Genomic DNA, 19,591 nt, shown 5'->3' on the forward strand with positions numbered 1-19,591 from the left:
CGCGGTGCTACTGGCTTGCCAGCAGCACCCGGTCGCGTCCGGCCTGCTTGGCGCGGTACATCGCGCCGTCGGCGCGGCGCAGCAGCGAGGCCGGATCCTCGTCGTCGTCGTGCAGGCTGGCCAGGCCGATGCTTGCGGTCACCTGCAGGCCTTCGATGCCCAGCGAGTCGCCGGCCTCGCGTACGCGCCGGCGCATCAGCTCCAGCCGCGGACCAGCAGCCGCCAGCTGGACGCCCGGCATCACCACCAGGAATTCCTCGCCGCCCATCCGCACCACGTCCTCGTGCCCGCGCATCGACGCGGCCAGCGCCCCGGATACCGCCACCAGCACCGTGTCGCCCACATGGTGGCCGTGCACGTCGTTGATGCGCTTGAACAGATCGATGTCGAGGAAGCCGACGGTCAGCGGCTCGCCGCTGTCGCGCGAGTGCTGGAACAGTTCCTCCAGCCGCGCCAGTCCGCTGCGCCGGTTGGGCAGTCCGGTCAGTTCGTCGGTGGCGGCCAGCACCCGCATCGCGTCGTGCGCCCGGCGCAGGTGGCCGAAGCGCCGGGTCAGGGCGTAGCCCATCGCGATCAGGAACCAGGTCACCGCCAGCTGCACGACCTCGATCCGGTAGGAGGCCAGCAGCCGGCTGCCGAGCAGCATCGCGACGATGATCGCCAGGAACGGGACGATCGAAACCGCGCCGAGGACGGCGCTGCGATCGCCGCGCCGCAGCGACAGGTTGGACACCGCCAGCAGGCCCACGCAGGCCAGGCCAAAGGCCATGTCCAGCCCCGACATGGTCCAGCGCAAGGCGGACAGGGGCAGCACCGGCACCAGCAGGCCGGCGAGGATGGCGACACGCATCAGCCAGGTCACCGCGGTGCGCGGCAGCGGCTGCGCGCCGACCACGCCGGACTGCTTCCAGATGCCATGTGTCAGCGCAGCGATGGTGAAGGCGCTGGATGCGGTGAGCCACCAGGCTTCGTGGTGGCCCACCGGCAGCCAGGGCCGCGGATATCCGCTCATGCCGCTGAGGATGGCCTGGCCCGCCACCAGCACCACGCACACGCCCGCGTGACGCAGGAAGGTGCGGTCGCGCGTGCCGACGAAGCCCATCAGCGCCGACATCGCCAGCGCCAGACCGATCGCCATACACGACACGCGCACCAGCAGCCGCATCGTGTCCATCTGCTGTACCGGGCTGGGCGCGCCCAGCACCACGGTCGGATGCCAGTCCGGCTGCAGCGGGTCGGCCCAGGCGACGCGGATAGGTTCGCGGCTGCCCGCCGGCGGCACCGCGACCATGCCCACGCTGGCGCGGAAGCGCGAGTCGCGGGTGCGCGCGTCATGCATGCGTCCGCAGACCTCGCGGTCGCCCAGGGCGACCATGACTTCGCCGGAGAGCACGTTGAACACGTTGATCGCCTGTGGCGTGCCGGGCCAGCCGCCGGGTGGCGCCTCGATCCGCCGCTCGCGCAGGCCCTCGCGCATCAGTGGGGTGCAGGTGCGCATCGGCGTCTGTTCGGCCGAGGGCGCGCCCGCCAGCAGGAAGCCGTCGCGTGCAGGCGGCGCTTCACCGGCGGTGGCGATGCCGGCCAGGCAGGCCAGCACCAGGCCGATTACGTGGTGCCAGCGGGATTTTCCTGCCGATTGCACTGCCAACACCTCGTGGGGCATGTCCGGGGCTGTCGCCTGCCTGGCGGACAGCGTCCCTTGGAGAAGGACTGCAACCGCGTCCGGCGGTTGATGTGGCTCAGGGCGCGCCGAAGGCCGCCGGATCAGGCAGTTCGACCGGGACCCCGTCGCCGTTGCATGCGCCGGCGGCACACAGCCGCCCGCGCAGCGCCGGGGTGGCCTGGACGATCACGTGGTGGATCACGTGCTGCTCCAGGGTGCCGCGGAACGCGTCGCTGCCGGGGCCGCGCGCCCAGATGCCCACGTCGTCGCCGCCGTGGGTCTCGGACGATAACGGCACCAGGGCCTCCTGCATGAAGTCCGGATGCGCGGTATCGACCGCGGACAGGTCCGGGCGCCCGCTCGCCGGCTCGAAACCACCCGGGCTGTGCAGGTGGCGCTTGGGACCGGCCGGCTGGCGCGCGCTGGCGCCGCTGTAGCCGGGGCCGTTGGCGTAGACCAGGGTGGTGTAGGGCAGGCCGAGGGCGTCGCGGGCGTAGTGGCTGGGGTCGTCGTCCTCGTTCACGCGGCCGCGCACCTTGCCCAGGATGTCGTTGCCGCGCCGCGGATAGCCGACGAAGTTCAATGTGTGCGAATGGTCGGCGGTGACCACGATCAGGGTGTCGTCGGCCGAGGTCATTTCCGCCGCGGCGCGCACCGCGCGCGACATGGCGATGGTTTCGTCGAGTGCGCGGTAGGCGTTGCCCTCGTGGTTGGCGTGGTCGATGCGGCCACCCTCCACCAGCAGCACGTAGCCGCCAGGATCCCGCGACAGGCGCTCGATCGCGAAGCGTGTCATTTCCTCGATGTCGGGCTCGCCGGCCGCGCTGCGGTCGCGGTCGTGCTCGTACTGCATGTGGTCGTACTCGAACAGGCCCAGCACCGCACTGGCGTCGCTGGCGGCGTGCAGCTGGCCGGTGTTCCACACCCAGGTGGCGTCGGGGCGGCGCTGCACCCATTCGTCCGCCAGGTTGCGCCCGTCCAGGCGCTGGCCGACCTTGTCGTCGAGTTCGGGGTCGCGCACCGACACCGGCAGGAACTCACCGCGACCGCCGCCCAGCACCACGCTGGGGCCACGGCCGGCGGGGAAGTCGAGCAGCTGCTGCGCGATGTCGCGGCATCCGGCGGCACGCGCGGGCTCGGGCAGGTCGGTGTCGTTCTCCCAGTTGCGGTCGGGCGCGTGCGCGTAGGTGGCGGCCGGCGTGGCGTGGGTGAGCCGCGCGGTGCTGACGATGCCGGTGGCCAGGCCGGCGTTGTCGGCCAGCTGCAGCCACGACACGAGGCGGCGATCCAGGCTGCCGGCACAGTCGTCGCGTGCGCCGGCGGCGACGCCGATCGCGCCCATGTGCGACTTCACCCCTGCCGCGATCGCGGTCATGGTGCCGGCCGAGTCGGGGGTCTGCGAATCGGTGTTGTAGGTCTTGGAAAAAGCGGTGTGCGGGAATTGCTCCCAGGCCAGCAGGTTCTCCTCGCCCGGGCCGCCGGCGCGCTGGCCTTCGAGCACGCGCGCCGCTGCGACCGTGGTCAGGCTCATGCCGTCGCCGAGGAAGACGATCACGTTCTTCGCGCGGCCTGCCATCGCGCCGTTCGCCGCTGCGCGGGCGGCGCCGCTGCGGTACCACCACTGCGGGGTCTCACCTTCGGGGTGCTCGACCACGGGAACGTCAACCGTCCAGGTGGTCGGCGCGGTGGCGCGCTGCGGCGTGGCGACACAGGCCGCGAGCAGGGTGGTGAGGAGAGCGGGAACGATGGGCAGCAGGCGGGGCATGGCGGCTCCGGTGGGGCAGGGCAGGGTCCAGGCGGTTGGCAGCGCTTCCGGGCCCGTCGCTCGATGACGGCGGGGAAGCGGCGCCAACCCGTAACCCGCCATTATGCCGTGGGGCCAAGTCCGGGCCATGACTACGGTCATTGCCTCCGGCGTCCGCTGTCCCGCCAATGTCGGCGTGGCGTTCCAGCCGGCGCGTCGCGCCCGCCCGGCCGGTCGGATAAGGTGGCGCACTCGCCGCCAGGCGCTGTTTGCCGCATATCCAGATGCCTCTCGTCCACCGCTGGCTCAAGATTCCGTTCTGGCAGCGCGTTGCCGCCGGCTTCGTGCTGGGTGCGCTTGCGGGCTGGCTGATGGGGCCGGCGGCGCAGACCTGGTTCGGGCCGCTGGGCACCGTCTACGTCAACCTGATCAAGATGATCGCGATCCCGCTGGTGTTCTTCGCGGTGGTCAGTGCGGTGGGCTCGCTCGCCGGCCAGCGCTCGATCGCGGGACTGGCGGGGCGCACCTTCCTGTGGTTTGCGATCACCGCGGTGCTGGCGGTGGCGGTGGGCCTGGCCTTCGGCTGGTTGTTCAAACCCGGCCTGGGCGTGGACGCGGCAAGCCTCAAGGTGGCCGAGACCTACCGGCCGCGCGAGGTGCCAGGGCCGCTCGACGTGCTGATCAACATCGTGCCGGAGAATCCGTTCCGCGCGCTGGCCGCGCTGGGCGCCGGCAAGAGCAGCGATGGCCAGAACGTGATCGTGCCCAGCAATTTCACCATCCTCCAGGTGATCTTCTTCGCCGGCCTGTTCGGGTTCGCGCTGGTGAAGCTGGGCGAGAAGACCGTGGGCCTGCGCTCGCTGTTCGACCAGGGCCGCGAGCTGATGATCCAGGTCACGCGCTTCGTGCTGGAGGCCACGCCGCTGGGCACCTTCGGCCTGATCGCGGCGCTGGTGGGCAGCTATGGCTTCGAACAGCTGGTGCCGCTGGGCAAGTTCGTGATCGCGCTGTACGCGGCCTGCGCCTTCCACATCATCGTGGTCTACGGCGGCCTGCTGCTGGCGCACGGGCTCAGTCCGCTCAAGTTCCTGCGTGGCGCCGCGCCGGCGATGCAGATCGGGTTCGTCGCATCGAGCAGCTTCGCCGCGCTGCCGCTGTCGCTCAGTTCGGCCACCCACAACCTGGGCGTGGACAAGGACTACGCCAGCTTCGCCGTACCACTGGGCGCGAGCATCAAGATGGACGGCTGCGGCGCGATCTATCCGGCGCTGGGGGCGGTGTTCATCGCCCAGTTCATGGGCATCGAACTGTCGGCCGGGCAGTACGTCCTGATCGCGCTGGCCTCGGTGCTGGGCAGCTTCGGCACCGCCGGGGTGCCGGGCACGGCGGTGATCATGGCCACGGTGGTGATCAGCGCGGCGGGTCTGCCGCTGGAGGCGATCGGCATCCTCTACGCCATCGACCGCATCCTCGACATGATGCGCACCATGACCAACGTCACCGGCCAGGTGCTGGTGCCGGTGCTGGTGGCCCGGCAGACGGGGCTGCTGGACCGCGCGATCTTTGAGCGCGCGTCCAGCAATGTTGGCATCGAGGACGTGCCCGGGCAGGATCCCGGCTGAGTCGCCGAGGCGGCCCCGGGCTCAGCGCGGAACGAGGCGGGTGACCAGGTCGACGAAACCGTCCACGTAGGCCTGCAGGAAGGCGCGTGTGTCGGCACTGGTGAAGTCGCCGTCGGCACCGATGAGGTCGGGCTTGAACTGGATGTAGGCCTCGCCGCCCTGGACCAGGGCCCCGAGGATGCCGAGGATCTGGCGCAGGTGCTGCTGGCCGACCGCGGTACCGATCGCGCCCGGCGTGGTGCCCGTGATCGAAACCGGCTTGCCGCGCCAGACGTTGCTGCCGATCGGCTTGGAGCCCCAGTCGATGGCGTTCTTGAGTACCGCGGGCAGCGAGCGGTTGTGCTCGGGCATGACCACGGCAACGGCATCGGCGGCGGCGATCTCGGTGGTGAAGCGGTCGACTTCGGCCGGGCGTTCTGCCTCCAGGTCGAGGTTGTACATCGGCAGGTCGTCGATGCGCGGGTAGCTGACCTCGAACGTGTCCGGAAGCAGCCGCGCCATCGCTTCGGCGAGCTTGCGGTTGATGGAGTCGCGACGGTTGCTGCCGACGACGATGGCAAGGCGGTAGGTGGCCAGGACGGCGGTCCTCGTTGGGCGGGGCCGACAGGGTACTGCCGCGACCCCGCCGCGGGCGTGGATGCCGACGAGTCGGGGTGCAACGCTGCGTTGCGGCCGCGGCCGCTTACTCAGGCGACGACAGCGTCGCCCTTGCCTCGCCGGTTCAGCCAGAGCGCGAAGGCCGCCGCGGTGAAGAACATCAGCAGGCTGTACACGGCCGCTGGCACCGACATCGCCGCATTGCTCAGCACGTTGAGCGCGATGAAGATCGCCAGCGTGCCGTTGTGGATGCCGATCTCCATGCCGATCGCGATGGCCTGCTTCCTCGGCAGCCGCAGCGCCAGCGGCGCCAGGTAGCCGGTGCCCATGCTGACGAGGTTGAACAGCAGGCAGGCCAGGCCGACCACCGCGAACCACGCCAGCAGGGTGCTCCACGCCTGCGCCACGGCGGCCACGATCAGCAGTGCCAGCACCAGTACCGACAGCAGCCGCACCGGCTTTTCCATGCGCGTGGCGAACCCGGGTGCGTAGCGGCGGACCGCCATGCCGATCGCCACTGGCAGCACGATGATCAGCGCCACCTCGACGATCTTGCGCACCGGCGGCGGCACGTACTGTCCGGCGCCGAGGAAATATTCGAGCGAGAGGTTGAGGATCACCGGCAGCGTGACCAGGCACAGCAGGCTGTTGATCGCGGTCAAGGTGATGTTGAGGGCGACATCGCCATGCGCGAGATGGCTGTAGATGTTGGCCGTCGCGCCGCCGGGCGAAGCCGCCAGCAGCATCAGTCCCACCGCCAGCTCCGGCGGCAGGCGGAACAGCAGTGCCAGCCCCAGTGCCACCCAGGGCAGCACGGCGGTTTGCAGCACGAGCCCGGTCAGCACCGCGCGCGGATAGCGTGCGACCCGCCTGAAGTCGTCGATGGCCAGGCCCAGCCCCAGGCCGAACATGATCACGCCCAGCGCAAGCGGCAGCAGCAGGGTGGTCAACGGCGAAGACTGCATCGGCGTGGTTCCGTGCGAGCGTCGGTCAGGGAGATGGCGTTCGTTGGCGCGGTCGCGCCAGGCGTGCCGCGAACCAGGCGACGGGCAGCGGCAGCAGCACGCCAGCGACGGTCACCCATGCCGGGTACGGCAGCGATGTCGTTTCGAACGCCAGCCCTGCCAAGAGCAGCAGGCCGACTGCCATCGCTGCCGCCAGCGGATTGGCGCGCGCGATCCTTGCGGCGATCCATGCGCCTGCGAAGGCGGCGGCGAGCCAGCTGGCGAGCTTCCACAAGAGTTCCGCCGCGCTCTGGGAGGCGATCGCCTGCGCGAGTTCCTCTTCAGTCCCGGGGACGGTCGCTTCGGGCACGAACAACGACAGGCCAACGAAGCCCAGCAACGAGATCGCTGCAAGCGAAGCCAGCAGGCCAAGCAGCACCGCGAACGTCGAACGGACCATGCATCTTCCCCCGAAAACCGTCGCGACAGGCGGGCCGCGACGGTCGCCGGATACTAGCATCGGGGCCTGATGCGTCATGCGTGCTGCTGTCGCGCTGGGTCGAGAGCGGCTGGGTGGGGCTGAGGACTCTCCCAATGGCCCCTCAATGGCCCGCCAATGACTCACCGATGACTTGCCGATGACTTGCCGATGACTTGCCGGAACGAGATCTCTCGCCGCGCTCGAGATGACAAATTCGACGGCGACGCAACACAAGGGCTTGTCATTCCGAACGAAGTGAGGAATCTGACGAAGGCGGGATCTCTCGCTGCGCTCGAGGTGACAAATTCGACGGCGACGCAACACAAGGGCTTGTCATTCCGAACGAAGTGAGGAATCTGACGAAGGCGGGATCTCTCGCTGCGCTCGAGATGACAAATTCGACGGCGACGCGACACAAGGGCTTGTCATTCCGAACGAAGTGAGGAATCTGACGAAGGCGGGATCTCTCACTGCGCTCGAGATGACAAATTCGACGGCGACGCGACACAAGGTCTTGTCATTCCGAACGAAGTGAGGAATCTGACGAAGGCGGGACCTCTCACTGCGCTCGAGATGACAAATTCGACGGCGACGCAACACAACGGCTTGTCATTCCGAACGATAGTGAGGAATCTGACGAAGGTGGGATCTCTCACTGCGCTCGAGGTGACAAATTCGACGGGGACGCGACACAAGAGCTTGTCATTCCGAACGAAGTGGAATCTGACGAAGGCGGAATCTCTCGCTCCAACGACAATGCGACAGACAACGAACGCCGGTGGCCACGCAGGCGCGCGACTACTCCAGCACCAGCTCCGCGCGGCCCGAGAAGGTCTCCATCCGGATCTCGCCGGCGCCATTCCCGTAGGTGTGTTCGAAGCTCGAACCGGGGCCGTACCTGGGCTTGTCGATGGCCGCACCGGGAGCGCTGAGGCCGCCGCTGAAACTCTCGCCATGCACCCGCGCCGACAGCGACTTTGGCAGCGTCAGTCGAATGTCGCCGCTGACCGACTCGGCGCTGATCCGGCCGCCTTCGGCCAGGCCGCCGACATAGCTGGCGCTGCCCGAGACGCTGCTGGTGTCGAGGCGGCGCGCCGGCTCGCCGCGGGTATCGACGCGAATGTCGCCCGACACCGTCTCGGCCTTGATCTCGCCACTGATGCGCCCGCGCAGCGCGATGTTGCCGCTGACGCTTTCCACGTCGACCTTGTGGCTGTTGAGGTTGAGCTGCAGGTTGCCGCTGACGCTGCTGATGTCGGCCTCGCGCGGTGCGCCCACGGCCACGATGCTGCCGCTCACGCTTTCGATGTCGAGCGAGCTGCCGGCGACGCCCTGCACGTCGATGTCGACCGCGACACCGTCGATCTCCAGCACCGCCATCTGCGGCACGTCCAGGATCAGCGTGGTCGCCTCGGCGCGGTTGCTGCTCCGCGGGTAGCGCACCTTGACCTCGAGGCTGTTGCGGTCGCCTTCGATCTGCAGGCGCTCGACGCCGTCGCCGAGGCTGCCGGTGATCCTGACCTCGGGCTTGTCCCAGGCGCGCACCTGGATGCGGCCCTTGAGGTTGGACACGTCGATGCTGCCGCGCGGATCCAGCGCACGGGTTTCGTTGATGGGAGTGGCGGCGAAGGCGGGTGCGATGCACAGGGCCGACAGCAGGGCGAGGGACAGGGGCAGGGTTTTCATGGAGTTCTCCTGGAAAGGATGGGTGGCGCTCAGGCGCTGGCAAGTTGCCGGGTGAGCGCCAGGCGCCGCGCATGGATGTGCTGCAGGCGCTGCAGCAGGAAGAAGGCATCGGGATCCTGCGCCAGCGCCTCGCGCACGGCGGCAGCGCTGGCGTCGAGTTCGATCAGGCTGTCGTAGCCGGCCGTGGCTGGCCGCGGCGCAGGCACTTCGCGTAGCGCGCCCCGGTACTCGCGCGTCATGGCGTCCGCCATGATGACGAGTGGGGCTGGCGAGGCGGCCGGCAGCGCGTTTGCGACCGCGGACGCCTGCGCGGGCTCCGCACCGGACGGCTGAAGCTGCCAGCCCAGTCCGATGGCCAGCGCGAGAACAGCGGCTGCGGCCAGGGCGGGGAACAGGCGCGGGTGCCGGCGCGGTGAAGCCTCCGGGACTTGCGGCTGGGCCGCGATGCGCGCGGCGATGTCCGGCCACAGTTCGCGCGCCGGCGGCTCGGGGGTGCGCAATGCGCGCAGCTGCATGCGCAGCGCGGCGGGCAGGTCGTGATCGTGGCGACGGTCGTTCATGCGGGATCTCCCAGCTTCGCGCGCAGCAGCCGGCGCGCGCGGTGAAGTTGTGCCTTGGAACTGCCGACCGCCATCTCGAGCGCGGTGGCGATCTGCTCGTGCGTCCAGCCTTCGATGTCGTAGAGCACCAGCACCGCGCGCGCCCGCGGCGGCAGGCTGTCGATGGCCTGCTGCAGGTCCATCGACAGGGCGGTGCGATGGCCGGCGGTGTCGCCGGTGCCGATCTGGTCCAGCACGTCCTCGCCGCTGTCGATCATCGGCCCGCTGCGGCGGCTGCGCAGCTCCATCAGCGCGGTGTTCGCGGCCAGCCGGTGCAGCCAGGTACCGACGGCGCTTTCGAAGCGGAACCCCGGCAGCGCCTGCCAGGCGCGGACGAAGGCTTCCTGCGTGAGGTCCTCCGCGCGGCTGTGCTGGTGGCCGACCAGGCGCAGGATCACGCCGTGGACCCGGCCGGCGTGGCGCCGATACAGCGTCTCGAACGCAGCCACGTCGCCGCCGGCCGAGGCCCGCGCCAGGGCGTGGTCCACGTCGGCCGCAGTTGCGGCCTCGTCGAGGGAAGCATTCATCGTCGCCATCAGCATATCGAGTCCGATGCGGGGGCGCGGGGCAGGGTTTAAAGCGGATTAGTGGCCGCACCTGCCAGCCGGAAGCTGCGATGCGCGTCCGACGACCGGCCTGCCGCGCCCGGAAGCGGCGCGTTCTTCAACAGGGCATGGCGCTGGCCCTCCATGCTGCTTTTGTCGAGGCCCGATACGCCAGCGAGGGCGAAGGGAATCCATCCGGGGTCTTGCAATCGGGCACGCGATTGCTATCGTGCAATCGATTGCATCCATGCGGATTCGCGTGTCTGTACCGGTTGGGAGGCCGGTGGATGGATGGGCATCAGTTCGAGCAGGCCGAATGCGGCGGGCGCGGCAACAGCGCACGCCACGGGCACCACGATTCATGAACCTGTCCGCCGGCGGTTGCTCCGGGTGACGCGCGACGTATCTTCGAGGACTCGCCATGGCCCCGCAGCGTCGCCCGGCCGCCGTGCAGTCGGCCGCCGCAGGTGCTTGCCCGGACGGCGGCATCGGCAATCCCGGGGAGGCCTAATTTGAACCACACCTTCACCAGGCGCGATGCGTTGCGCGCCACGATGGTCGGCGGAATAGGGCTGGCCGCGTCCGCGCTCGTTCCCGCAGCGGCTGCTGCCGCGCAGCCGCTGAAGACCAACCTGAAGCATTCCGTGGCGCGCTGGACGTTCGGACAGATGTCGATCGCCGAGCTGTGCCGGACAGTGAAGCAGATCGGCTTCTCCGCCATCGACCTGGTCGGCCCGGACGACTGGCCCACGCTGAAGGCGCATGGCGTGCACAGCTCGATGTGCAACGGCGCCGAGCTCGGGCTGGAGAAGGGTTTTTCCGACACCCGCTTCCATGACGAACTGGTGGCGCGCTACACCCGCCACATCGACCTGGTGGCCGATGCCGGCTATCGCAACCTGATCTGCTTCTCCGGTAACCGGAACGGCATGGACCCGGGCGAAGGCATGGCCAATTCGGCTGCCGGCCTCAAACGCATCCTCGCCCACGCCGAGAAGCGCGGCGTCGTGCTGGTGATGGAACTGCTGAACTCGCGGGTGGACCACCCCGACTATCTGTGCGACCGCTCCGCATGGGGTGTGGAGCTGTGCGAGACGCTGGGTTCGGACCACTTCGGCCTGCTCTACGACATCTACCACATGCAGATCATGGAGGGCGACATCATCGCCACCATCCGTCGCCACCACCGGCACTTCCTGCATTACCACACTGCAGGCGTGCCTGGTCGGCGCGAGCTCGGCGAGGACCAGGAGCTGAACTATCCGGCCATCTGCCGCGCGATCCGCGACACCGGATTCGACGGGTATATCGCACAGGAATTCATGCCGTCGGCGCCGGACCCGGTGGCCTCCCTGCGCGAGGCTATCCGCCTCTGCGACGTGTAACCCCCGCCTCAACCAGGAACGCAGTCTCAATGGCGAACAATCATTACGACGCGATCGTCGTCGGCTCGGGCATCAGCGGTGGCTGGGCCGCCAAGGAACTGGCTGAAAAGGGACTCAAGGTGCTGATGCTCGAGCGCGGTCGCAACATCGAGCACATCAAGGACTACGTCAACGCGGGCAACGAGGCCTGGGACTACCCGCATCGCAACGTGCCCACCCAGGCGATGAAGGAAGCGCATCCGGTCCTGCGCCGCGACTACCCGCTGTCCGAGAGTACCCACGGGATGTGGGCCGACGAGACGGAGTGTCCGTACAACGAAACCAGACGCTTCGACTGGTTCCGCGGTTACCACGTCGGCGGGCGCTCGCTGCTGTGGGGCCGGCAGAGCTACCGCCTGTCGGACCTGGACTTCGAGGCGAACGCGCGCGAGGGCATCGCCGCCGATTGGCCGATCCGCTACGCCGACATCGCGCCCTGGTACGACCACGTGGAGACCTTTGCCGGCATCGCCGGCACCGTCGAGGGCCTGGACGTGCTGCCCGATGGCAAGTTCCTGCCGCCGATCCCGCTGAACGTGGTCGAGAAGGATGTAGCGGCGCGCATCCGCAAGGCCTTCGGCGACACGCGGCGGATGATCCACTCGCGCACCGCCAACATCACCGAGCCGCGTCCCGAACAGGGCCGGGCCAACTGCCAGTACCGCAACAAGTGCATCCTGGGCTGCCCGTACGGCGCCTACTTCTCGACCCAGTCGGCCACCCTGCCGGCGGCGATGCAGACCGGCAACCTCACCCTGCGTCCGTTCTCGATCGTGAAGGAAGTGGTGTACGACAAGGACCGCCGGCGCGCGCGCGGCGTGGAGATCGTCGATGCCGAGAATGGCCAGACCTACCTCTACACGGCCAATGTCATCTTCCTCAACGCATCCACCTTCAACTCAACCTGGGTGCTGATGAACTCGGCCACCGACGTGTGGGAAGGCGGCCTGGGCTCGTCGTCGGGCGAGCTGGGCCACAACGTCATGGACCACCACTTCCAGGTCGGCGCGCACGGCATCGTCGATGGCTTTGAAGACAGGTATTACTCCGGCCGGCGTCCCTGCGGTTTCTATATTCCGCGCTTCCGCAACGTCGGCGGCGACCGGCGCGATTATCTGCGCGGCTTCGGCTACCAGGGTGGCGCGAGCCGCCAGGACTGGTCGCGCAGCGTCGCCGAAATGGGCATCGGGGCCGGCCTGAAGGAAGCCGCGAGCATGCCGGGCGACTGGAGCATCGGCATGACCGCCTTTGGCGAGATGCTGCCCTACCACGACAACACCATCCGCCTGGACCACGGCACGCAGGACAAGTGGGGCTTGCCGGTCCTGGCGATGGACGTCTCGATCCGTGACAACGAGAAGTCGATGCGCCGCGACATGGGCGCCGACGCCGCCGAGATGCTGGAGGCGGCCGGGGTGCGCGACGTGCGCAGCTACGATGGCGACTACGCGCCGGGCATGGCGATCCACGAGATGGGCACGGCGCGCATGGGCCGCGACCCGAAGACCTCGGTGCTCAACGCGCACAACCAGGTGTGGGACGCGCCCAACGTGTACGTGACCGACGGGGCCTGCATGACCTCGGGCAGCTGCGTCAATCCGTCGCTGACCTACATGGCGCTGACCGCGCGCGCCGCCGACCATGCGGTGCGCGAGCTCAAGGCGGGGAACCTGTGATGGAACGCCGTGAACTGCTGAAGATGATTGCGTCCGCCACCGGCGTGGCGATGCTCGGCATGCCGGCCTTCGTCCTCGGACAGGCACCCGTCGCGCAGGGCGCCGCCGGTTTCACCGCGGACGACGTGGCCCTGCTGGACGAGATCGCCGAGGCGATCATCCCGCGCACCGACACGCCCGGGGCGAAGGACGCGGAGGTGGGCGCGTTCATGGCGCGCTTCGTCACCGACTGCTACAGCCGCGAGGACCAGGCCGCCTTCCGTGCCGGATTGACGGACCTGGACAGGCGCGCCGCTGGAAGTTTCCTGGCCCTGCCGCCGGCGGTCCGCCTGCAGATGCTGACCGGACTGGACCAGGAGGCGGGGGAACAGGCCCGCCGGGCGTGGGTGGCCGCCGATGGCTCGGGCAGCGGAGGCGGGGTGCATTACTTCACGATGATCAAGCAGCTGGTCCTCTTCAGCTTCTTCACCTCGAAGGTGGGTGCCACCGAAGTGCTGCGCTACGACCCGGTGCCCGGCCACTACGACGGCGACCTGCCTTACGAGCCGGGGACGCCGGCGTGGGCGACAAGGTGATGCGCGGCCTTTTCAACCGTTCGCGGCACAAGGTCACGGGCGCACGCGCGGTCCTGCTCGTGGGCGGCATCCTGGCCGGCGCGGCTGCGCTGGCCCATGATCCATCGGCCGATCCGGCGAAGACCGAAGCCTGGGCTCCGGTGCCTGCGGTCGTGGCCACGCCCGCAGGCGCGGCGCCATCGGATGCGGTGGTGCTGTTCGACGGCAGCGGCCTGACGGCGTGGGAATCCGAGCAGGGTGGCGAGGCACCGTGGGCGGTGGCCGATGGCGCCGTCACCGTGTTGCCTGGCAGCAAGGGCATCCGCACCCGGCAGCGCTTCTGCGACATCCAGCTGCATGTCGAGTGGCGCACGCCGATCCAGACCAGCGGTCTCGACGGCCAGAACCGCGGCAACAGCGGCATCTTCCTGCAGGAGCTGTACGAACTGCAGGTGCTCGACAGCCACGACAACGCCACCTATCCCAACGGCCAGGCGGCCTCGATCTACAAGCAGGCCATCCCGCTGGTGAACGCCTCGCGCGCGCCCGGCGCCTGGCAGGCCTACGACGTCATCTGGAAGGCGCCGCGCTTCTCCGAGGGAGGCGGGCTGCTTGCGCCCGCGCGCATCACCGTGCTGCACAACGGCGTGCTGGCGCAGGACGATACCGTCATCGCCGGCACCACCGAATACCGCGGCCCGCCTTCGTACTCTCCGCACGGCTGCGCGCCGATCTACCTGCAGGACCACGATTCCGAAGTCAGCTTTCGCAACATCTGGGTGAGGGAGCTGTAGGAACGCGTGGAGCCCTGCGCCCATCCGGGCAGCGTGCGACGACGCAGGTGCGGTCGCGAGCGCTGCCCGTGTGGCCGGGGATGACGGCTAGCCCACCGGATAGGCGAACTCGCTCAGCCCGAGTTTTGCCAGCACCGTATCCAGATGGCTGTAGGCCTCTCGCGTCGGTCCGGGGTAAGTCCCTGCAATGGCCACATTGCCCAGGTAGCCGATATCTTCCATGCCTTCCGGCGTGCAGAAATAGGCTGCCAGAACCAGGTTGCGCAGCCGGGCGAAGGCCCTGGCAATGCGCTGGAACTGCCGTGGGGTCTGTTCGTTGTCGTAGGCGATGTCATCGATGATCGCCAGGTGCTGCGGTGTGCCCAGCGCCCTGAATGACTGCGAAAAGCGCATGGCGGCTTCGTCGTCGAGCCAGGCGAGGGCCGACAGGACGGTCAGCCGGTCCTGCTGCTGGTCGGGATAGGGTGCACTCACCCATTCATCGATCACTGTCGGCACCTGCACCGCGGACGCCGACGGCGACTGGCCTTCCGTTGGCACGATGATGTCCGACAGCAATGCCAGCAGCGACAGCTGGGCCGGCGTCAACGTCAGCGGCCAGGACGCGTCCGGCGGAACCATCAGGTCCGGATCTTTGCCATAACCCTTGGCCGTCACCGGCTGCAGTTCAAGCTCCGGCCAATGCCCTTGGTCCGCTACGCCACCGGCGGCATCTTCCGTCGATGTCGAATCACAACCGGACAATGCAGGCAGCATCGCGCTTGCAGCCAGTGCGGCCAGCAGCTTCAGCGAGTCGCGCCGGCTCAACCTGTTCGCGTAAGCAGGTGCGATGCCGTCGTCGTGGGCAGCAATGTCCTGGTCCTGCGGTGGTTTGCGCATCACAGCGTCCCCGCCTTGAGTTGGGTGGCCAGCCAGGCGCTGTTGCGCATCGCCAGTGTCATGATGGTCAGGGTGCAGTTCTTGTGCGGGTTGGAGGCGAAAACGCCGCCATCCATCACGAACAGGTTCGGACAGTCCCAGCTTTGTCCCCACTGGTTGGTCACCGAGTCCTTGCTCGAGCCGCCCATCCGGGTGGTGCCCACCTCGTGAATGATCTCGCCACCTTTCTTGATCGCATCTTCTGCAGCGGGCAACTCGCCGACAGTCGCACCCATGGTTTCCAGGATGGCCTTGGCGGTTCTCAGGCCATGCTCTACTTGCTTGAGTTCATTTTCCGACCATCGCCAGTGGAAACGGGGTACCGGAATCCCCCATTTGTCCGTGACCCGTGGATCGATGTCCATGTAGCAATGCTCGTTCGGCAGCATCTCGCCGCGTAGAGCGAATGAAACGTAAGCCCCGTAATGCGCGCGCACCTGCTGTTTCAGCGCGGTGCCATACCCTTGCAGGTCGCCGCTGACATAGGCACCCGGCTCGGCGAAGCGTCCGCCAAGTTCAAAGTGGTAGCCGCGCGGGAAATCCAGTTCCTTGTTGGCGTGTGCCTTGTGTCCCCACCAGGGAATGAACAGGTGGTTGGCGGTGTGGCCGTCCTCGTTGTAGCGGGGCCGGTTCATCAGTGCCGGGACCAGCGCCGACAGGCTTGCACCGGTGGAGTCCATCAGGTTGCGGCCGACCTGGCCGCTGGAATTGGCCAGTCCGTCCGGGTGGCTAGCGCTTCTTGAATTGAGCAGGATGCGCGCCGACTCGCAGGCACTGGCTGCCAGGACCACAACTTTCGCGCCCAGTCGCCGTTCAGTACCGGTCTTCTTGTCGACATAGATCACGCCCGTGACGTTGCCGCCGGCATCGGTGGTCACGGTCCTGACCATGGCATCGGTGACGATCTGCAGGTTGCCGGTGGCCTGCGCCATCGGCAGGAGCGAGGTGGTGGTCTGGAAGGCGGCACCGATCGAGCAGCCGTAACCGCAGGGCGTGGCATAGAAGCAGGGCGCGCGGTCATCCAGCGGCCTGGTCAGCACGGCCCGGTGCATCGGAACCGCCGCGATGCCGTGCTTCTTCGCCGCAGCGGCAATCAGCAACTCCGGTACCCGTGGTACGGGTGGTGGCTGCAGGACCCCATCGGACGACGGCGGCATGTCATCCAGGCCGGTATTGGTGCCGCATACGCCAACCAGGGCTTCGGTTCTGTCATACCAGGGGGCGATGTCGTCGTAGTCGATAGGCCAGTCGGCGCCCAGGCCATCCCGGCTTTTTCCCTTGAAATCATGTTCGCTGAAACGCAGCGAATAGCGGCCCCAGTGGTTGGTGCGGCCGCCCAGCATGCGGGCTCGCCACCACAGGAACTCGGTGCCTTCGGCGGTGGTGTAGGGTTCGTCCGGCACCTGCCAACCGCCGCCGACGGTGGAATCGTAGAAGCCGAAGTCCTTGTCCGGTGTAGAGGCGCCCATCAGCGGTGCGGCAGAGTTGGGCCTGAACATCGGAGTTTCCGTTCTCGGGTCGTAATGGCGGCCGGCTTCCAGCAGCAGCACCTTGTGGCCCTGGCGGGTCAACTCGTAGGCGGCCATGGCGCCGCCGGCGCCTGAGCCGACAACCAGCACGGAATAGGCGGGATCGCTCATCGCTTCAGTTCTTTGATCTTGAGGTTCTTGAACCACACCACGTCGCCGTGATCCTGCAGGCCGATATGGCCGCTGCTGTTGGCGGCGAACCCCGGCCAGTTGGCGAATTTGCTTGCCGCCACCAACTGCTGCCACTCCGGACCGTGGATTTCCAACGATGCCGTCTGCACGCCGTTCTGCCAGACGGTCAGCTGGCCCTGGTCCAGAAGGATGCGCACCTGGTTCCACTCGCCGGCGACCCTGTGCGAGGCCGCAGGTGAGGCGATCATGTCGTACAGGGAGCCGGACCGATGGGTGTCCAGCTTGTTGTCGGGATGGCGTTCGTTGTCCAGGATCTGGATTTCCGGTGCGTGCGAATAGATGTGTTCGCCGGTTTCATTCGCCAGGATCAGGATGCCGCTGTTGCCGCCTTCTGCGATCTTCCAGTCCAGCGTGAGGTCGAAGTCCTGGTACTGAGCCCTGGTCAGGATGTCGCCGCCGCCTGCGCCGGTGAGCTTGATGGCGCCATCCTCGATGACCCACTTGTCGCTCAGCCCGTCCTGTTTGAAGTTGCGCCACTGCGACAGATCCTTGCCATCGAACAGAAGTTGCCAGCCGTCGTCCTGTTCCTGCCTGCTCAGCTGGTTGTCGGGGGCGAGGTGGTCGCCGAGAAAGGCCGCGCCCGTCCCGATGACGGCGGCAGGATCGAGCGGATGGTCGTGCTCGATGATGTACCACTTCACGCCCGCGTCCGCGGCGGCGGGAAGGATCGCATTCCAGTCGAGGACGCCCTTGCCCACGGCAGCGAAGCCCTGTTCTTCCTTCGCCTGGCCATCCGGCGCGTTGTCCTTGGCGTGGACTGAGTACACACGTCCGGGGAACTTGCCGAGGAACGCCGCCGGGTCGTGGCCGGCGCGCGCCACCCAGGCCAGGTCCAGCTCGACGGCGAGCGCCGGACCGGCGGCTTCGAACAGCAGCTCGAGTCCCGTCTCGCCGTCGAATTCGACCAGCTCGAACTCGTGGTTGTGGTACGCCAGCTGCATGCCCATCGGCTGCAGGCGTTCGGCCAGGGCGCCCAGCTCGCGGCCCAGCGCGCGCCAGCCTTCCGCGTCGGTCGGCCGCTCGACTTCCTGCAGGTACGGCACCACCAGTACGCGGTTGCCGATGGCGCGGTGGAACGCCACCACCTCGTCCAGGTCGCCGCGCAGCTCGGACAGCGCCACGTGGCTCGCGATCGCCTCGATCGAGTACTTGTCCAGGAGCCGTTTCAGCTCCGCGGCCGGGACATTCTGCGCACCGACCGTCTCCACCGCGTGGATGCCCGCGTCGTGGACGATCTTCAGCTGCTCCTCGAGCGAGCCGACGTTGCGCAGCGTGTACATCTGCACGGCGAGGGGGCTGGCGGCATCGCCCTGCTGTGCGCAGACGGGCAGGACGGTGCAGAGCACGAGTGCAGCGGCCGCAATCCTGCGCAGGGTACGGATGGTCATGATGTCCTCCGGGAATCGGGGTGACGGAACGGAACCCACGCCAGGCACGAGGCATGGCAGGTGGATGCACCGGCGCGGATCGGCACGCAGCCGGCCGCGCCGCGGGAACTCAGCCGATCGGCGTCCATGCGCGCGACCTGGCCGAAGCGATGACGCGATCGACGATGAGCGCCGAGCGCAGGCCGTCCTCGAACGTCGGCAGGCCCTCCGGGCGTTCGCCCGCGATGGCCCGGTAGGTGTCGGCGACAAAGGCCTCGAAGCAGTTGGCATAGCCCTGCGCATGGCCAGCGGGCAGCACCGACAGCCGCCGCTGCTCGGCGCTGCCGGCGCCCGGTCCGCGCACGAACACTTCCTCGCGCTGGTCCGGATAGCCCATCCACAACCGCTCGCAGTCCTCCTGGTCGAACGCCACGCTGGCCTTCGCCCCGTCGATCTCGAACCACAGGCGGTTGCGGCGCCCGGCCGAGACCTGGCTGACGGTGAGCGTGGCCAGGGTGCCGTTGCCGGTCTTGAACATGGCCGCGGCCACGTCCTCGCTGGACACCGCGCGGGTGTCACCGCCGGCCGCAGGCGTGGCGAAGCTCTTGCCGGAGGCCACGCCGCGCTCGGCGATCACCGTTTCGAACGCCGCGCTGACTTCGGCGAAGCGCTCGCCGCCGACCCATTCGACCAGGTCGCACCAGTGCGAGCCGATGTCGGCGAACACGCGCGACGCACCGCCCAGGGCCGGGTCCACCCGCCAGTTGTTGCTGGCCGGATCCAGCAGCCAGTCCTGCAGATAGCTGCCATGGATCAGGCGCAGCGGGCCCAGCTCGCCCTGGGCGATGCGCGCACGCGCCTCGCGCACCACCGGATGGTAGCGGTAGACGAAGGGCACTGTGGCCACCTGCCCGGTGGACTTGGCCAGCGCGGCCAGCGCGCGGGCGTCTTCAAGCGTGGTCGCCAGCGGCTTTTCGCAGATCACGTGCTTGCCCGCTTCCAGCGCCGCCTGCGCCATCGCCCGGTGCAGGTGGTTGGGCGTGCACACGTGCACGACCTGCACCTGCGGATCGGCGATGACGTCTTCGATGCCGCCATAGCCACGCGCGACGCCCCAGGCCCGAGCCGCTTCCTGCGCTCGTGCAGGCGAGGACGCGGCCACGCCGCGGACCACGGCGCCGGCCAGCACCGCCGCGCGGCGATGCACTGCGCCGATCATGCCGGTGCCGACGATGGCGACTCCAAGCGTGCTCATC

17 protein-coding genes and 1 pseudogene are annotated in these 19,591 nt (G+C 68.3%); 5 read left to right on the top strand and 13 right to left on the bottom strand.

Features of this window, described 5'->3' with window-relative positions:
• Nucleotides 1-7 precede the first annotated feature (7 nt).
• Nucleotides 8-1,642: a sensor domain-containing diguanylate cyclase gene (locus ACW5EG_RS05755; protein ID WP_457017791.1), complete on the bottom strand. Its 1,635-nt coding sequence runs from the start codon at nucleotides 1,640-1,642 to the stop codon at nucleotides 8-10.
• A gap of 97 nt (nucleotides 1,643-1,739) precedes the next feature.
• Nucleotides 1,740-3,428, bottom strand: coding sequence for an alkaline phosphatase (locus tag ACW5EG_RS05760; RefSeq protein ID WP_457017792.1), 1,689 nt, complete (start codon nucleotides 3,426-3,428; stop codon nucleotides 1,740-1,742).
• 263 nt (nucleotides 3,429-3,691) lie between these two features.
• On the opposite strand from ACW5EG_RS05760, the gene ACW5EG_RS05765 reads away from it, so the two are divergent.
• Nucleotides 3,692-5,029, top strand: coding sequence for a dicarboxylate/amino acid:cation symporter (locus ACW5EG_RS05765; RefSeq protein WP_457017793.1), 1,338 nt, complete (start codon nucleotides 3,692-3,694; stop codon nucleotides 5,027-5,029).
• Between the two features lie 21 nt (nucleotides 5,030-5,050).
• Here the strand turns inward: ACW5EG_RS05765 and ACW5EG_RS05770 are convergent, their stop codons facing one another.
• The 6 genes from ACW5EG_RS05770 to ACW5EG_RS05795 all read right to left on the bottom strand — a co-directional run bounded on the left by ACW5EG_RS05770 (nucleotide 5,051) and on the right by ACW5EG_RS05795 (nucleotide 9,878).
• Entirely contained in the window at nucleotides 5,051-5,605 is a 555-nt protein-coding gene (locus ACW5EG_RS05770) for an NADPH-dependent FMN reductase (protein WP_457021406.1), read from the bottom strand.
• A 110-nt stretch (nucleotides 5,606-5,715) separates the two neighbouring features.
• Nucleotides 5,716-6,591 (bottom strand): bile acid:sodium symporter family protein, encoded by an 876-nt coding sequence (locus tag ACW5EG_RS05775; protein WP_457021047.1) that lies wholly within the window; start codon nucleotides 6,589-6,591, stop codon nucleotides 5,716-5,718.
• A gap of 25 nt (nucleotides 6,592-6,616) precedes the next feature.
• The gene (locus ACW5EG_RS05780; RefSeq protein WP_457017795.1) at nucleotides 6,617-7,030 is read right to left on the bottom strand and encodes a hypothetical protein; all 414 of its coding nucleotides are present in this window, start codon (nucleotides 7,028-7,030) and stop codon (nucleotides 6,617-6,619) included.
• A gap of 819 nt (nucleotides 7,031-7,849) precedes the next feature.
• Entirely contained in the window at nucleotides 7,850-8,737 is an 888-nt protein-coding gene (locus ACW5EG_RS05785) for a DUF4097 family beta strand repeat-containing protein (RefSeq protein ID WP_457017796.1), read from the bottom strand.
• A 29-nt stretch (nucleotides 8,738-8,766) separates the two neighbouring features.
• Nucleotides 8,767-9,297: a hypothetical protein gene (locus tag ACW5EG_RS05790; RefSeq protein WP_457021048.1), complete on the bottom strand. Its 531-nt coding sequence runs from the start codon at nucleotides 9,295-9,297 to the stop codon at nucleotides 8,767-8,769.
• Nucleotides 9,294-9,878, bottom strand: a complete 585-nt coding sequence (locus tag ACW5EG_RS05795; protein WP_457021049.1) for an RNA polymerase sigma factor — start codon at nucleotides 9,876-9,878, stop codon at nucleotides 9,294-9,296. Before ACW5EG_RS05795 ends, ACW5EG_RS05790 begins: the two co-directional genes overlap by 4 nt.
• A 557-nt stretch (nucleotides 9,879-10,435) precedes the next feature.
• Here ACW5EG_RS05795 and ACW5EG_RS05800 point away from each other — a divergent pair.
• Genes ACW5EG_RS05800 through ACW5EG_RS05815 form a run of 4 tightly spaced genes read left to right on the top strand, consistent with a single transcriptional unit; the run spans nucleotide 10,436 to nucleotide 14,329 of the window.
• Complete coding sequence (locus ACW5EG_RS05800) at nucleotides 10,436-11,266, top strand: hydroxypyruvate isomerase family protein (protein WP_457021407.1); 831 nt, start codon at nucleotides 10,436-10,438, stop codon at nucleotides 11,264-11,266.
• Nucleotides 11,267-11,295: 29 nt separating this feature from the next.
• A complete protein-coding gene (locus ACW5EG_RS05805) occupies nucleotides 11,296-12,981 on the top strand; it encodes a GMC oxidoreductase (protein WP_457021050.1) in 1,686 nt (561 codons plus the stop codon).
• Complete coding sequence (locus ACW5EG_RS05810) at nucleotides 12,981-13,556, top strand: gluconate 2-dehydrogenase subunit 3 family protein (protein ID WP_457021051.1); 576 nt, start codon at nucleotides 12,981-12,983, stop codon at nucleotides 13,554-13,556. Before ACW5EG_RS05805 ends, ACW5EG_RS05810 begins: the two co-directional genes overlap by 1 nt.
• Nucleotides 13,556-14,329, top strand: coding sequence for a 3-keto-disaccharide hydrolase (locus ACW5EG_RS05815; RefSeq protein WP_457021052.1), 774 nt, complete (start codon nucleotides 13,556-13,558; stop codon nucleotides 14,327-14,329). The genes ACW5EG_RS05810 and ACW5EG_RS05815 overlap by 1 nt, the downstream gene beginning before the upstream one ends.
• A gap of 87 nt (nucleotides 14,330-14,416) precedes the next feature.
• Here ACW5EG_RS05815 and ACW5EG_RS05820 read toward each other — a convergent pair whose 3' ends face one another.
• From ACW5EG_RS05820 to ACW5EG_RS05840, 5 genes and pseudogenes are all read right to left on the bottom strand, one after another.
• Entirely contained in the window at nucleotides 14,417-15,208 is a 792-nt protein-coding gene (locus ACW5EG_RS05820) for a gluconate 2-dehydrogenase subunit 3 family protein (RefSeq protein ID WP_457021053.1), read from the bottom strand.
• A complete protein-coding gene (locus ACW5EG_RS05825; protein ID WP_457021054.1) occupies nucleotides 15,208-16,887 on the bottom strand; it encodes a GMC family oxidoreductase in 1,680 nt (559 codons plus the stop codon). Before ACW5EG_RS05825 ends, ACW5EG_RS05820 begins: the two co-directional genes overlap by 1 nt.
• Nucleotides 16,884-17,507 carry a 3-keto-disaccharide hydrolase gene (locus ACW5EG_RS05830; protein WP_457021408.1) on the bottom strand — a complete coding sequence of 208 codons (624 nt, stop codon included), beginning with the start codon at nucleotides 17,505-17,507 and terminating at the stop codon, nucleotides 16,884-16,886. The genes ACW5EG_RS05825 and ACW5EG_RS05830 overlap by 4 nt, the downstream gene beginning before the upstream one ends.
• Before the next feature lie 15 nt (nucleotides 17,508-17,522).
• A pseudogene (locus ACW5EG_RS05835) lies at nucleotides 17,523-18,248 on the bottom strand (sugar phosphate isomerase/epimerase family protein); the annotation flags it as partial.
• Between the two features lie 217 nt (nucleotides 18,249-18,465).
• Nucleotides 18,466-19,590 carry a Gfo/Idh/MocA family protein gene (locus tag ACW5EG_RS05840; protein ID WP_457021055.1) on the bottom strand — a complete coding sequence of 375 codons (1,125 nt, stop codon included), beginning with the start codon at nucleotides 19,588-19,590 and terminating at the stop codon, nucleotides 18,466-18,468.
• Between the last annotated feature and the right edge of the window lies 1 nt (nucleotide 19,591).

The organism is Luteimonas sp. A611, from assembly GCF_054072715.1.

Excerpts from the sequence above, each read along its gene's own strand:
- ACW5EG_RS05760 (WP_457017792.1), bottom strand. The coding sequence starts at position 3,428 with ATGCCCCGCCTGCTGCCCATCGTTCCCGCTCTCCTCACCACCCTGCTC.
- ACW5EG_RS05765 (WP_457017793.1), top strand. The coding sequence starts at position 3,692 with ATGCCTCTCGTCCACCGCTGGCTCAAGATTCCGTTCTGGCAGCGCGTT.
- ACW5EG_RS05775 (WP_457021047.1), bottom strand. The coding sequence starts at position 6,591 with ATGCAGTCTTCGCCGTTGACCACCCTGCTGCTGCCGCTTGCGCTGGGC.
- ACW5EG_RS05780 (WP_457017795.1), bottom strand. The coding sequence starts at position 7,030 with ATGGTCCGTTCGACGTTCGCGGTGCTGCTTGGCCTGCTGGCTTCGCTT.
- ACW5EG_RS05785 (WP_457017796.1), bottom strand. The coding sequence starts at position 8,737 with ATGAAAACCCTGCCCCTGTCCCTCGCCCTGCTGTCGGCCCTGTGCATC.
- ACW5EG_RS05790 (WP_457021048.1), bottom strand. The coding sequence starts at position 9,297 with ATGAACGACCGTCGCCACGATCACGACCTGCCCGCCGCGCTGCGCATG.
- ACW5EG_RS05795 (WP_457021049.1), bottom strand. The coding sequence starts at position 9,878 with ATGCTGATGGCGACGATGAATGCTTCCCTCGACGAGGCCGCAACTGCG.
- ACW5EG_RS05800 (WP_457021407.1), top strand. The coding sequence starts at position 10,436 with ATGGTCGGCGGAATAGGGCTGGCCGCGTCCGCGCTCGTTCCCGCAGCG.
- ACW5EG_RS05805 (WP_457021050.1), top strand. The coding sequence starts at position 11,296 with ATGGCGAACAATCATTACGACGCGATCGTCGTCGGCTCGGGCATCAGC.
- ACW5EG_RS05810 (WP_457021051.1), top strand. The coding sequence starts at position 12,981 with ATGGAACGCCGTGAACTGCTGAAGATGATTGCGTCCGCCACCGGCGTG.
- ACW5EG_RS05815 (WP_457021052.1), top strand. The coding sequence starts at position 13,556 with ATGCGCGGCCTTTTCAACCGTTCGCGGCACAAGGTCACGGGCGCACGC.
- ACW5EG_RS05820 (WP_457021053.1), bottom strand. The coding sequence starts at position 15,208 with ATGCGCAAACCACCGCAGGACCAGGACATTGCTGCCCACGACGACGGC.
- ACW5EG_RS05825 (WP_457021054.1), bottom strand. The coding sequence starts at position 16,887 with ATGAGCGATCCCGCCTATTCCGTGCTGGTTGTCGGCTCAGGCGCCGGC.
- ACW5EG_RS05840 (WP_457021055.1), bottom strand. The coding sequence starts at position 19,590 with ATGAGCACGCTTGGAGTCGCCATCGTCGGCACCGGCATGATCGGCGCA.